The sequence below is a fragment of the Streptomyces sp. NPDC030814 genome (assembly GCF_055572155.1).
The window spans coordinates 38,723-51,085 of sequence record NZ_JBVIDX010000038.1 but is presented as its reverse complement, the minus strand read 5'-3'; the positions used below and the strand labels follow the sequence as shown (position 1 = coordinate 51,085).

The following is a 12,363-nucleotide window of genomic DNA, read 5'->3' as shown; positions in this document are numbered from 1 at the left end:
CGAGCTGGCATCTGAAGGCGAGGGTCGATAAGCCACCCCGGAAGCCTCCCACTCACAAGGTCAGCACATCAACCGAACTTACGAAAAGATCAGTAGGGGGCGTATCGAAAGTGCCTGGTGAGGATAGTGAGAGCCCATTGGTGATCCAGAATGGTTGGATGGTCACGCTTGAGACTCCCCGTTTGATCCTGCGGCGCTGGCGCGAGGAAGACGTTGCGCCCATGGCCGCCGTCAATTCCGACCCCGAGGTCATGCGGTGGATCCGTGACGGCAGCGTCTTTGACGAACAGCAGACTCGCGGGCGGATCCAGGCATGGGAGAGCGAGTGGGAGTCACAGGGCTTCGGCCTGTTCGCCGTGGAGATCCGGTCCACTGGGTGCGCGCACCGGCGACGTGCTGGTGGGCGCGCACGATCGTGGAGTCCACGTTGAGGTCCCAGATGATCAGCTCGTTGGCATACGCCCGGACCTGCGACGCGGTGAGGATTCGATGCCAGGTGCCGTCCCGCTGCCATCGACGGAACAGGTCGTACACCCGGCCCCAGGGTCCGTACTCGGCGGGCATGTCCCGCCACGGGACACCGGTGCTGACCCGGAACCGTATGCCGTCGATCAGCCGTCGCCGAGCCCACGAGCGGGCGGCCGGGCTTCTTGCCCATCGGCAACAACGGCCCCGACACCCCACATTGCTCGTCCGTCAGGTCTCCACGTGCCACGAACTGAGATCATCACACGGCTAATGGCCTGGGGAGCGATTACCGGTGACGGTGGGCGGGTCAGGGCCGCGGGACGTTGAGCGGCAGATCTCGGTGGAAGACGGCCATAGCCCGGCCGGGGCCGTTGTAGTTGTCGACGATCTTCGTATCGAAGCCGAGGCTGCGATGGAAGGCGATCGAGCCGGCATTCTCGACTGACGTGATCGCCTTCAACTTCCGTGCACCGTGACATTCCGCTGCTTCAGCGAACGCCGTGTACAGACGACGCCCGAGACCGGTGCCACGGACGTCATCCCGCGTGGCGATCAGATGCACGTACCCGGTGCCCCCTGGGGTGACGAACCCGAAAATGTACCCGCGGATTCCGTCCTCGGCCCGAGCGACCAAGCAGGTGGAACCGAACTCCTGCACCAGTGCCAGAAGGTGCAGCGACCGAAGGTCGCGCTCGCCCCAGTATCGGGAGTGATCAGTCAGGACCTGATGGAAGTCGGCCACCGCGGCCGGTGCGATGCGTATCCCCATAATGACGATCATGGCAGGCGCCCAGACCGTCACAGGCGAACCCGCACGAGTTGGGCAAGTTGTGACGCAAGCCTTGGCCCGTGCGGCCTGTTCCCACCCTCCCCTGTCCGGGGTCTCCCGTACATTTCGACGCGGCAGGGCCTAGCCGGCCGGGAGCCTGGCCGGGTGCCTGCTCAGCTGGCGCGGCAGCGCGGTCCGCACCAGATCGGTGACCCCGCCCTCGCCCGGGGGCGCCGCGACGCAGGACAGGGCGAGCCGGACCGCGAGTTCGCAGGAGCGGGCCAGCTCCACCGCGTCCACCTTGGGGGTGTCGGGCGGCGACAGGACGGCGACGGCCCGGTCACGGACGAGCGCCACGAAGTCGGAGGGGGCGGGCAACGGCCCGTCGGCGCGGCGCTGCGCGGGCACCGCGGAGGACGAGGGCACCGCGGAGAGCGTGAGCGCGGGCAGGCGCTCACTCCAGCAGCCGGTGAGCATGGCCCGTACGAGCACGTTGCTCCGGGAGGCCGCCACGGTCCACTCGGCGGTCGCGGCCAGCCGCTCCCGGCTCTCCACGGGAGTGGCCAACGCCCGCTCGACGCCCGCGAGATAGCCGTCCGCCTCCCTGCGGACCAGGGCCCGGGCGAGCCCCTCCTTGCTGCCGAACTCGTTGTACAGCGTCTGGCGTGACACTCCGGCCACCGCCGCCACGTCCACCATGCGCACGGTGGACCACGGGCGGCGCACCAGCGCCGTGTAAGCGGCGTCCAACAAGGATTCCCGCGCTGCAGGCATCATCGCCTCCCTGATACGAGCGGGCGGCTCCGGCCCTCAGATTTGACGTGCATCAACCCACTGTCAAGGGTTCGCGACAGCACCAACGGGCGCACTCCGGCCAACATGCGCGGGCCCGCGGAGCACCCGAAGGATCTCGTCGGTGTCAGGTACCCGCACACCCGCCCTCCGCACCACCCCGGGCGCCCGATCCTCTCCTGGCGCCCCCGCCCCGGCCCCCCTATGGCTCCGCACCGACCTCGGCAGATACCGTTCGCAACATGGCCGACTACCTCGACGACCTCCGCTTCGCCCACGTCCTCGCCGACGCCGCCGACGCGAGCACCATGTCCCGCTTCAAGGCCCTCGACCTCAAGGTGGAGACGAAGCCCGACATGACCCCGGTGAGCGAGGCCGACAAGGCCGCCGAGGAGCTCATCCGCGGCCATCTCCAGCGTTCCCGCCCCCGGGACGCGATCCTCGGCGAGGAGTACGGCGTCGAGGGCACCGGCCCTCGACGCTGGGTCGTCGACCCGATCGACGGCACCAAGAACTACGTCCGCGGCGTCCCGGTCTGGGCCACCCTGATCTCGCTGATGGAAGCGGGCGAGGGCGGCTACCAGCCCGTCGTCGGTGTGGTCTCCGCCCCCGCCCTCGGCCGCCGCTGGTGGGCCGCGAAGGGCCACGGCGCCTTCACCGGCCGCAGCCTCAGCTCGTCCTCCCGCCTCCATGTCTCCCGTGTCTCGAAGCTGTCGGACGCCTCCTTCGCGTACTCCTCCCTCAGCGGCTGGGAGGACCGGGGCAGCCTGAACGGCTTCCTGGACCTCACCCGCGAGGTGTGGCGCACGCGCGCGTACGGCGACTTCTGGCCGTACATGATGGTGGCCGAGGGCGCGGTCGACCTCTGCGCCGAACCCGAGCTGTCCCTGTGGGACATGGCCGCCAACGCGATCATCGTCACCGAGGCGGGCGGCACCTTCACCGGGCTCGACGGACGCCCCGGTCCGCACAGCGGCAACGCGGCGGCCTCGAACGGCCTGCTCCACGACGAACTGCTGGGGTACCTGAACGAGCGCTACTGAACCGGCGGCGCTGAACCCGGCCACACCAGGACCGGGACCCACCGCATCGTCCTCATCGATGCGCGTACGGCTGTGGAGTGATCCCGAGGCGCCCTGAACTGACCACGCGCGCCCCCTTGTTGACCCTCTCTTTGCCTGGGAAGCTGGCAGTCCCCCCACTTGTGAACTTGTGCAGTGCTCAACAGGCGCGCCGACGCGCCGGGCACGACGAACTGCCATGGGTTCCCCAGGAGGTGACCGCACTCCATGCTCGTCCGCGACGCCATGAGCACGGTGGTTCTCACCATCGGCCCCGACCACACGCTCCGCCAGGCCGCCGCCCTGATGTCCGCACGCCGAGTGGGCGCGGCCGTGGTCCTCGACCCCGACGCCGGCGGACTCGGCATCCTCACCGAACGCGACATTCTCAACTCCGTCGGGCTGGGTCAGAGCCCCGACATCGAGCGCACCCACGCCCACACCACCAACGACGTCGTGTTCGCCACGCCGTCCTGGACCCTGGAGGAGGCGGCCCATGCCATGGCGCACGGCGGCTTCCGCCATCTGATCGTGCTCGACGAGGGCGCGCCCGCCGGCATCGTCTCGGTCCGCGACATCATCCGCTGCTGGGCTCCGGCACGACAGCACGCGACGGCGTGACCTGAACCGTGCGCCCCGCTCAACGGGCCGGGACCCCAAGGAGCCCCGGCCCGTCACCACGACAAGCGGTCCAACCCTGGCCGGCCGCACAGAGCCTGGACAGCGGCCTCCAGGCGCTTGCCGAAGTCCGCGCGGTGCACCCGCCGGTCCCCGACCGTGGTGAGCGCCACTTTCGAGCCCAGATCTTACCTTGGACTAAATCCAGGTCAATACTCATTCCGAAGTCACACCTGTTCGGAATCTGTTCCCCTTGCTGTTAGGCTGACCTGTATGAGTGACCTGTTGGAGCGACTGCGCGGACGCGGATGGCGTATGACCGCGCAGCGGCGTGTCGTGGCCGAGGTTCTCGACGGTGAGCACGTCCATCTGACGGCCGACGAGGTGCACGCGCGCGCTGTCGCCAAGCTGCCCGAGATCTCCCGGGCCACCGTCTACAACACCCTGGGTGAGCTGGTCTCCCTGGGTGAGGTGCTCGAGGTCTCCACGGACAAGCGCGCCAAGCGGTACGACCCCAACGCGCACCGCCCGCACCACCACCTGGTCTGCGCCCAGTGCGGCACGATCCGTGACGTCCACCCCACCGGCAACCCCCTCGCGGACCTGCCCTCCTCGGAGCGCTTCGGCTTCACGGTCTCCGACGTCGAGGTGACATACCGAGGCGTCTGCCCGAACTGCGCGGCGGCATAGCCTGCGGCCCAACCACGCCACACCACACGAAAGCCCCCGGCGGATGTTCCAGCCGGGGGCTTCGCCGTTTCCGGTGGCCGTCGGCACCCGGCACCCTCATCCCGCTCACGCGGGCAGCCACACACACCGAAGGCCCGGAACCTCATTGGTCCCGGGCCTTCGGCCTTCAGTAGCGGGGACAGGATTTGAACCTGCGACCTCTGGGTTATGAGCCCAGCGAGCTACCGAGCTGCTCCACCCCGCGTCGGTAAACGCAACCTTACGTGTCCCCACCCACCAGCGCAAATCACTTCACCACCGGGCGAGGCCGCAGCCATCGGGCCCGGGCCCGCCCGGCGCACAAGGGCTGTCCCCGTGATCCGCGGTGGACGGGACAGCCCGTCAGGCCGACAGCTCCTGTCGCAACGCGTCCCGCAACCGCGCCGCCCGCTCCGTCACCTCGGCCGGCCCGAGCGCCACCGCCCGGTCGGCCCACCGCTTCCCCTCGACCAGTTCGCCCCGACGCGCGTAGACGAGGGCGAGCCGCAACGCCGCCCGCCCGTGCCCGGCGTCGGCGGCCCGAGCCCACCACACGGCGGCCTCCGGTTCACTCCCCTCACGCGCCAGCAGCAGCCCCAGGTTGAAGGCCCCGTTCCGCGAACCGGCCTCGGCGGCGAGCCGGTACCACCGCGCCGCCTCGACGACGTCGCCCCGCCCCGCCGCCAGCATCCCCACGCGCACCTGCGCCCGGCGATGCCCCTGCGAGGCGGCCCTCTCGTACCACTCCTCGCACTCGTTCTTCTCCCGCACCGGCTCCCCCAGCTCATGCGAGGGCGCGGGCGGCCGGCGTGCGTCGAGCACGGCGGCGAGCCGGTACGCGGCCTCCGCGCTGCCCCCGCCGGCGGCACACCGCAGATGCCGCTCGGCGGCCCGCTCGTCCCCCTCCCGCAGACGGGCGATGGCCACCTGGAGCGCCGCCTCGGTGTGCCCGGCGGCGGCCGCCCGCTCGTACCAGACGAGTGCGGTCACGTCGTCGCCCCGCCCGGCGTGCAGGATCCCGAGGTTGAAGGCGGCGTCCACGCTGCCGGCCTCCGCGGCCTTGGAGAACCACGGCTCGGCCCCGGCCGTGTCGCCGACCTGGAGCAGCAGGATCGCGAGCGCGTTCGCCGCCTCCCGGTGCCCGGCGTACGCGGCTCGCCGGTACCACTGCTCGGCCTGCGCGGTGCGCCCCTGCTCGGCGCAGAGCAGCCCGAGGTTGTACGCGCCGTTGACGTCACCGGCGTCCATCGCGGCCCGGTACCACCGTTCGGCGGTCTGGGTCTCACCGCGCTCGGCGTGCAGCGCGCCCAGGGCGTTCGCCGCGTTGCCGTCGCCGTCCTGGGCGGCCCGCAGCCACCACACGGCCGCGCTCTCGGTGTCGCCCGCGTCGCGCAGCAGGAAGCCGAGCGCACAGGCGGCCCGGGGCTCGCCGTCCTTGGCGGAGGTCAGGTACCAGCGCCCGGCTTCCTTGAGCTCACCGCGCCGCTCCAGGATGGCGCCGAGGTGCAGCGCCGCCCGCCGGTGCCCGCGCGCGGCGGCCTGGCGGTACCACTGCTCGGCCTCCTCGGCGGCGGAGGGTCCGACACCGTTGTCGGCGCCCGGCTCTCCCGCTCGTGCGGCGGAACGCCCTTCTCGTACGCCGTCTCGCCCTTCCCGTGCGGCGCCGACCCGGCCGTCCCGTACGCCTTCCCTGGCGCGAGGGGTTTCCCGTACGGCCTCGCGGCTCGCGCCGCCGATCTCGAGCGCGGCGCGGGCGATCCTGCGGCCCTCGCGGACGGCCGCGCGCTCCTCGCGCTCGGCGCGATGGTCGAGCGTCCGTGCGAGCCGGTACGCGGCCTCGCGGTGCCCTCGCTCGGCGGCGACGCGCATCCACTTCTCGGAGGCGGCGTCACTGCGGTGTTCGAGCAGGTCGGCGAGGGCGTACGCGCCGAGCGCGTGTCCCTGTTCGGCGGACTGGCGCAGCCAGTACTCGGCGGCCGGCTCGTCGCCGCGCTCGCGGTGGTGCCGTCCGAGCGCGTGAGCGGCGGCCGCGGAGCCGGCGACGGCGGCGATCCGCCACCATCCGGCGGCCTCGTCCGGGTAGCCACGCTGGTGGAGCAGGACGCCCAGGTTGTTGGCGGCCGCCCGGTCCCCGGCTGCGGTGGCGGCCCGCAGATACGGCTCGGCTCCGTCGGGGTCACCACGGCGCAGCAGCATGGCTCCGAGGACGCTCATGGCCTCGGAGTCACCGGCTTCGGCGGCGAGCCGCTGACGCGCCTCCTCGATGGCTTCCCCCGCTTCGTCCGGGTCAGCGGGCGGCGCGGAATCGCCCGCCGGGCGCGGGTGACCGATGATCGTGCCGGGCTTTGTGGTCAAGACGGACTCCCCCGACGGCTCGGACTCCGCGGGCAGCACGAGGTCGGCAGACGGCGCAACGTCGACAGACTGCGCAAACCGCCCTGACTCCAACAGAGTTGCCTTGTCCCCCATAACGTCCATCGTCGCACCACCTGCAACCTGGGTACACCTGGTATACCGCAAGCCCATTGAGGTCACTACAGCGTTTTGTCGACATGCCCACAGAGCGACAAGTCAAACACAGATGTGCCGATGTCCCCGGACAACACGTCGAAGGCCCGGATCCTTTGGAGGATCCGGGCCTTCAACTTCAGTAGCGGGGACAGGATTTGAACCTGCGACCTCTGGGTTATGAGCCCAGCGAGCTACCGAGCTGCTCCACCCCGCGCCGTTGCTCGGCAACCGTATCACGGCGCGGGGTGGAGCCTTGAATCACCCGCTCCCGGAGCCCTTGTCGTCGTTCTTGTCGGCCTGATCACCCTTGTCGTTGTTCTCGCTGCCGCCGGTGCCGCCGGCCCCGTCGGCCTTGGACTGGGCCTCCTCGGCCCGCTTCAGCGCGTCCTCGAGGTCCTGCTGAGCACGGCCGTACGCCTCCCAGTCACCGTCCTTGAGGGCCTGCTGGCCCTCGTCGAACGCCTTCTGGGCATCCTGCAGGGCCTGTTGGACCGTCGGGTCGCCGGACTTCGGCGGCTCGTCGGTGCCCTCGTCGCCGTCGTCCTTCGGTGGCTCGGGCGTCGGCCCCTCCGTCTCGAACACCTTGTTGAGCGCGGCGTCGAGGGTGTCCTCGAAGGCCGTGTTGCCGCCGTAGGTGACGAGAACCTTGCGCAGCAGCGGGTACTTGAGGCCACCGCCTCGCACATAGACGGGCTCCACGTAGAGCAGTCCGCCGTCGAGCGGCACCGTCAGGAGGTTGCCGTACTCGACCTGCGAGTCACCTCTCTTGAGGAGGCTGATGGTCTCCGCGATGTCCTGTTCGGAGTTGAACTGGCTCTGGACCTGTTTGGGACCGTCGATCGGTTCGCTGGTCGGCAGTTTCAGGACCGTGATCTTGCCGTAGTCCGGCGTCCCCGCCTCGGCGTTGACCGAGACGAACGCGCTCAGGTTGTCCCGGCCGTTGGGCGTGAGCGTCGTGGTCAGCGAGAACGCCTGTTCCTGCTGGCCCGGCAGCTTCATGCTCAGGTAGTACGGCGGCACCGCGTTGCCCGAGGTGTTGGTCGGGTCGTCCGGGACCTGCCACACCTCGCTGCCGCTGAGGAACGTCTCGGCGTCCTTCACGTGGTAGCGGGTGAGCAGCTCGCGCTGGACCTTGAACAGGTCCTGCGGGTACCGCAGATGGGCCTCCAGCGACTTGGAGATCGCCGTCTTCGGCTCCACCGTGTCCGGGAACGCCTTCATCCAGGTCTTCAGGACCGGGTCCTGGGTGTCCCACTGGTAGAGCTTGACCTCGCCCGTGTACGCGTCGACGGTCGCCTTCACCGAGTTGCGGATGTAGTTGACCTGGTTCTGCTGGGCCACCACCGCGCGCTGGCTGTTGTCGGCGGTCAGCGAGTCGGCCGTCGTATCGCCGAGGGTGGTGCGGGAGGCGTACGGGTAGCCGTTGGTCGTCGTGTACGCGTCGACGATCCACTGGATCTTCCCGTCGACGACGGCCGGGTAGGCGTCGCCGTCAATGGTCAGCCAGGGGGCGACCGCCTCGACGCGCTCCTTGGGCGTGCGGTTGTACAGGATCCGCGACCCCTCGCCGATGGCGCCGGAGTAGAGGATCTGCGGCTCGCTGAACGCCGCCGCGTACGCCGCCCGGTTGACCGGGTTGGAGAGGTTGACGCCGCTGTCGCCCTTGTAGCTGGTGGTCTTCTCACCGCTGTCGTCGGAGTAGTCGATCTCCTTCTGGGGACCGCCGACGATGGAGTACTGGGTGGTCTTCTCTCCGTAGTAGATCCGCTGCTGGTACTCGCCCAGGTCGCCCTTGGACGGCAGGTCGGACTCCGTGAACACCGGGCGGCCGCCGGAGGTGGCCTCGGTGCCCTTGGCGGCGACGACGCCGTAGCCGTGGGTGTAGCGGAAGTGGTCGTTGATCCAGTTGTTCTTGGGGATACCGGCCAGGTTCAGCTCGCGCAGGCCGATGACCGTGTCCTGCTCAGCGCCGTCCTCGCCGCTGTAGCGGTCGACGTCCAGGTTGGTGGGGAACGCGTAGTAGTTCCTCATCTGCTGAAGCTGCTGGAACGTCGGCGAGACGATGTTCGGGTCGAGCAGGCGGATGCTGGCGGCGCCGTCGGCGTCCTTGCGCAGCTTGGCCTTGTCGGTGGTGTCACCCGTGCCCGTGTACTCCTGGACCGTCGTTCCGTCGATGCCGTACGCCTGGCGGGTCGCCTTCAGGTTCTCCTCGACGTACGGCGCCTCCTTGGCCTGCTCGTTCGGCTGGACCTGGAACTTCTGCACGATCGCCGGGTACAGCCCGCCGATGAGGATCGCGGAGAGCACCATCAGGCCGAAGCCGATGACGGGCAGCTGCCAGGTGCGCCGCCAGATCGTGGCGAAGAAGAGCAGGGCGCAGATGACGGCGATGCAGAACAGGATCGTCTTGGCCGGCAGATAGGCGTTCGCGTCGACATACCTCAGACCCGTCCAGTTGCCCGTCGCCTTGAAGTCGCTGGACTTCACCGCGAGGCCGTACCGGTCGAGCCAGTACGCGACGGCCTTCAGGGCGACGAAGATGCCGAGGAGCACCGACAGGTGTCCGGTGGCCGCGGCCGTGGCACGCGCGCCCGGGGAGGTGACCCTCAGACCGCCGTACAGGTAGTGCGTGAGCGCGGCGGCGATCACCGAGAGCACGGCGGCGGCGAAGCCGAAGCCGAGCAGGAAGCGGTACCAGGGCAGGTCGAAGGCGTAGAAGGAGACGTCCAGGTCGAACTGGGGGTCCTTCTGCCCGAAGGACACGCCGTTGACCCACATCAGCCAGGTGCGCCACTGCCCGGAGGCGGAGGCGCCGGCGATCAGGCCGACCAATGCGGTGATCCCGAGGAGCAGCCACTTCTTGTAGGGCGCGATGCCCATGCGGTACCGGTCGAGGCTCTGCTGCTCCATCGACATGGCACTCAGCGGCGGGCGCAGCCGGTGCGCCAGCCAGATGTTGAAGCCGACCGCGGCCGCCATCAGCAGACCGAAGACGAAGAAGAGCCCGATCTTCGTCCACAACGTGGTCGTGAAGACGGAGGAGTAGTTCACCGACCGGTACCAGAGCCAGTCCGTCCAGAACCCCGCGAACATGACGAACGCCATGCCGAGGGCGGCAAGGACGCCCAGCGTCATGAGCAGGGTCCGGACACGCCGGGACGGTCGGCCGACTCTGATCCGCGGCCCCGTCGGGCCTCCGCCGCGGTCCGGCATCTGGAAAGCCAAGGTGCGCACCTCGAAGTTCGCTGTCGATATGTCGGGCCCGCGTCTACGGACCCTCCAGCGGGCCCCCTGGTCGTAGGGGCCTCACCTATTGCAACTTACTCACGCTTTACTCGGTTCCCGCTTCGGGTAACGAACGAGGCAGGATTGTGACCATGTCCAACACTCCCATGGCAGCGAACCCGCTCACCCGGGCCGTACTCGAGATCGACGAGTACGCCTCCGGCCTCGGTTGGGACCAGCCCGCTCGCCTCTTCGCCCTCGTAGACACCGCGCGCCTCAAGGCCCAGGAGCCCGCGCTCGCGGCCCAGCTCGGTCTGGAGGAGGAGTCCGAGACCGCCGGTCTCACCCCGATCGAGCAGGACGAGATCCCCACCGGCAAGGCCCTGGACGAGTTCCTCGGCACGATCGCCTGGCCGGACGCGGTGGTCGGCTGCGCGCTGACCGTGGAGCGGCTGATGCTGCCGCCCTCCGTCGAGGCGTCCGTCCCCGACCACCTCGACGGGGCCCGTCTCACCGAGTGGGTCGCGGCCCACCCGGAGCGTCAGGAGGTCCGTATGACGGTCGCGGTCCTGCGGGACGGCTCCCGCGATTCCGCGCTGCGGCTGCGTGAGAAGGACTCCCCGACCGAGGTCCTCACCGGCCCCGAGCTGGTGCCGGGCCTGGCCGAAGCGCTGACGGCGACGTTCGCGGACTGATCACCGGGGCCCTCGCGCGGCGGGTCCGTGCGGCGGGCCCGTGCCCTACGGCGGGGTGGGGGCGCCCCCTGATGACGGGAGCGCCCCCCACGCGCGCGGGTACCTCGGCTGGGACGCCGTCGGCGGCGGCACCCGTGGGCGTCAGCCCTTGGTGGAGCACTTCGGCAGGTCGGACGTGTTTCCTGAGCGGATGTCCTTCAGGGCGCCGAGGGCGTCCTCGATGGTGTCGACCTTGACGAGGGTGAGTCCGTCGGGAGTGTCCTTGGCGGCAGCGGCGCAATTGTCCTTCGGCGTCAGGAAGTACTGGGCGCCCTTGCCGCGCGCCCCCACCGTCTTCATCTCGATGCCGCCGATGGGGCCGACCTTCCCCTTGTCGTCGATCGTGCCGGTGCCGGCCACGAACCTGCCGCCGGTCAGATTGCCCGGCGTCAGCTTGTCGTAGATGCCGAGGGCAAACATCAGTCCGGCGCTCGGGCCGCCGACGTCGGCGAGTTTGATGTCGATGGTGAACGGGAACGTGTGGTCGGTCCCCGCGGAGATCCCGACTATCGCCCGCTCCTCACCCGAGTCGTCGGATTTGGCCGTCGTGATCGTGACCTTCCGGGTCTCGGTCGGCGTCGTGTTCTTCTTCTCGGCGGCGGCCTGTGCCTTGGCGGGCACGATGACGAAGTCGACGGCCTCGCCCGGCTTGTGCTTGGTGACCTGTTTCGCGACGTCCTCGGGTGCCTTGATCGCCGTACCGTCGACGGACTTGATCACGTCACCGGCGTGCAGCTTGCCCTCGGCCGGGGAGCCCTTGACGACGGTGGAGACGATCACCCAGGACTTCACCGGGATGTCCAGCTGCTTCAGGGCGGCGACCTTGGCGCTCTCCTGGGACTGGCTGAACTCCTCGGCGTTCTCCTGGGTGGACTGCTCCTCCGTCTTGCCGTCCGGGTACAGCGTGTCGTGGGGGACGACCTTGTTGTCGTGTGCCAGCCAGCCGTAGACGGCCTCGACGAGGTTCATCTTGTAGTCGGCGCTCGTGACCCGGACGGTGGTCATGTTGAGATGCCCGGTCGTCGGATACGTCTTGTGTCCCGAGATCTGCAGCACCGGCTCGCCGTCGTGCTTCCCCAGCGTGTTCACCGTCGGCCCCGGTGACATCTCCGAGTAAGGCACGGGAATGAGCACTCCCGCGCACAGGATCGCGATCAGCATCAGGGTGGAAGCGAGCATCGTCGCGGTGCGGCGTGGCATGGAACGACAGTACGGGACAGGCCTGTAAGTGCACTGTCGGGGCCGCTGTCCGGGGCGACGGTGAGCGGTCGTGTCAACCGCCCGTGTGGGACCTCTCCATGGCCTCTCGGAACCGTGTGTAGCCGGCGAGCTCGGTGCCGTCCTCGACGCTCTTGCGGTGCCGACTGGCCCAGCTGCCCCACAGACCGGCACCGATCGCAGCCACAAGTGGAATCAGCAACCAGGCGAGAGCCGCCATGCCGACCTCCCAACCCCATTCACGCGACCGCAACTTAGT

The 12,363-nt window shown here is 69.5% G+C and carries 11 protein-coding genes, 2 tRNA genes and 1 pseudogene; 5 read left to right on the top strand and 9 right to left on the bottom strand.

From position 1 onward, the window contains the following. Window positions 1-158: 158 nt before the first annotated feature. A pseudogene (locus ACZ43N_RS40280) lies at window positions 159-317 on the top strand (GNAT family N-acetyltransferase); the annotation flags it as partial. Here ACZ43N_RS40280 and ACZ43N_RS40275 read toward each other — a convergent pair. The 3 genes from ACZ43N_RS40275 to ACZ43N_RS40265 all read right to left on the bottom strand — a co-directional run bounded on the left by ACZ43N_RS40275 (window position 250) and on the right by ACZ43N_RS40265 (window position 2,011). Beyond that, window positions 250-684, bottom strand: a complete 435-nt coding sequence (locus ACZ43N_RS40275) for a transposase (protein WP_468104488.1) — start codon at window positions 682-684, stop codon at window positions 250-252. The pseudogene ACZ43N_RS40280 and the gene ACZ43N_RS40275 overlap by 68 nt on opposite strands. A 91-nt stretch (window positions 685-775) precedes the next feature. Beyond that, window positions 776-1,249: a GNAT family N-acetyltransferase gene (locus ACZ43N_RS40270; RefSeq protein WP_468104487.1), complete on the bottom strand. Its 474-nt coding sequence runs from the start codon at window positions 1,247-1,249 to the stop codon at window positions 776-778. Between the two features lie 129 nt (window positions 1,250-1,378). Then, window positions 1,379-2,011 (bottom strand): TetR/AcrR family transcriptional regulator, encoded by a 633-nt coding sequence (locus ACZ43N_RS40265; protein WP_468104490.1) that lies wholly within the window; start codon window positions 2,009-2,011, stop codon window positions 1,379-1,381. 260 nt (window positions 2,012-2,271) lie between these two features. On the opposite strand from ACZ43N_RS40265, the gene hisN reads away from it, so the two are divergent. From hisN to ACZ43N_RS40250, 3 genes are all read left to right on the top strand, one after another. Further along, window positions 2,272-3,072: a histidinol-phosphatase gene (hisN, locus tag ACZ43N_RS40260; RefSeq protein WP_468104486.1), complete on the top strand. Its 801-nt coding sequence runs from the start codon at window positions 2,272-2,274 to the stop codon at window positions 3,070-3,072. A 246-nt stretch (window positions 3,073-3,318) separates the two neighbouring features. Continuing rightward, complete coding sequence (locus tag ACZ43N_RS40255) at window positions 3,319-3,711, top strand: CBS domain-containing protein (RefSeq protein ID WP_468104484.1); 393 nt, start codon at window positions 3,319-3,321, stop codon at window positions 3,709-3,711. Between the two features lie 270 nt (window positions 3,712-3,981). Next, complete coding sequence (locus ACZ43N_RS40250) at window positions 3,982-4,398, top strand: Fur family transcriptional regulator (protein WP_468104483.1); 417 nt, start codon at window positions 3,982-3,984, stop codon at window positions 4,396-4,398. A 170-nt stretch (window positions 4,399-4,568) separates the two neighbouring features. Here the strand turns inward: ACZ43N_RS40250 and ACZ43N_RS40245 are convergent. From ACZ43N_RS40245 to ACZ43N_RS40230, 4 genes are all read right to left on the bottom strand, one after another. Then, a tRNA-Met gene (locus ACZ43N_RS40245) sits at window positions 4,569-4,642 on the bottom strand. A gap of 137 nt (window positions 4,643-4,779) precedes the next feature. Next, window positions 4,780-6,894, bottom strand: a complete 2,115-nt coding sequence (locus ACZ43N_RS40240; protein ID WP_468104482.1) for a sel1 repeat family protein — start codon at window positions 6,892-6,894, stop codon at window positions 4,780-4,782. Between the two features lie 173 nt (window positions 6,895-7,067). Next, a tRNA-Met gene (locus ACZ43N_RS40235) sits at window positions 7,068-7,141 on the bottom strand. Window positions 7,142-7,185: 44 nt separating this feature from the next. Continuing rightward, window positions 7,186-10,140: a UPF0182 family membrane protein gene (locus tag ACZ43N_RS40230; RefSeq protein WP_468104489.1), complete on the bottom strand. Its 2,955-nt coding sequence runs from the start codon at window positions 10,138-10,140 to the stop codon at window positions 7,186-7,188. Window positions 10,141-10,304: 164 nt separating this feature from the next. Here ACZ43N_RS40230 and ACZ43N_RS40225 point away from each other — a divergent pair, with 164 nt between their 5' ends. After that, on the top strand, window positions 10,305-10,847 hold the full coding sequence (locus ACZ43N_RS40225; protein WP_468104480.1) for a PPA1309 family protein: 543 nt from the start codon (window positions 10,305-10,307) through the stop codon (window positions 10,845-10,847). A 141-nt stretch (window positions 10,848-10,988) separates the two neighbouring features. On the opposite strand, the gene ACZ43N_RS40220 is transcribed toward ACZ43N_RS40225, so the two are convergent. Both ACZ43N_RS40220 and ACZ43N_RS40215 read right to left on the bottom strand, forming a co-directional pair. Beyond that, window positions 10,989-12,086: a YlbL family protein gene (locus ACZ43N_RS40220; protein ID WP_468104479.1), complete on the bottom strand. Its 1,098-nt coding sequence runs from the start codon at window positions 12,084-12,086 to the stop codon at window positions 10,989-10,991. Window positions 12,087-12,159: 73 nt separating this feature from the next. Then, window positions 12,160-12,324: a hypothetical protein gene (locus ACZ43N_RS40215; RefSeq protein WP_468104478.1), complete on the bottom strand. Its 165-nt coding sequence runs from the start codon at window positions 12,322-12,324 to the stop codon at window positions 12,160-12,162. Between the last annotated feature and the right edge of the window lie 39 nt (window positions 12,325-12,363).

Coding starts and splice junctions, on each gene's coding strand:
- hisN (WP_468104486.1), top strand. CDS start 2,272: ATGGCCGACTACCTCGACGACCTCCGCTTCGCCCACGTCCTCGCCGAC.
- ACZ43N_RS40220 (WP_468104479.1), bottom strand. CDS start 12,086: ATGCCACGCCGCACCGCGACGATGCTCGCTTCCACCCTGATGCTGATC.
- ACZ43N_RS40240 (WP_468104482.1), bottom strand. CDS start 6,894: ATGGACGTTATGGGGGACAAGGCAACTCTGTTGGAGTCAGGGCGGTTT.
- ACZ43N_RS40265 (WP_468104490.1), bottom strand. CDS start 2,011: ATGCCTGCAGCGCGGGAATCCTTGTTGGACGCCGCTTACACGGCGCTG.
- ACZ43N_RS40270 (WP_468104487.1), bottom strand. CDS start 1,249: ATGATCGTCATTATGGGGATACGCATCGCACCGGCCGCGGTGGCCGAC.
- ACZ43N_RS40250 (WP_468104483.1), top strand. CDS start 3,982: ATGAGTGACCTGTTGGAGCGACTGCGCGGACGCGGATGGCGTATGACC.
- ACZ43N_RS40215 (WP_468104478.1), bottom strand. CDS start 12,324: ATGGCGGCTCTCGCCTGGTTGCTGATTCCACTTGTGGCTGCGATCGGT.
- ACZ43N_RS40255 (WP_468104484.1), top strand. CDS start 3,319: ATGCTCGTCCGCGACGCCATGAGCACGGTGGTTCTCACCATCGGCCCC.
- ACZ43N_RS40230 (WP_468104489.1), bottom strand. CDS start 10,140: ATGCCGGACCGCGGCGGAGGCCCGACGGGGCCGCGGATCAGAGTCGGC.
- ACZ43N_RS40225 (WP_468104480.1), top strand. CDS start 10,305: ATGTCCAACACTCCCATGGCAGCGAACCCGCTCACCCGGGCCGTACTC.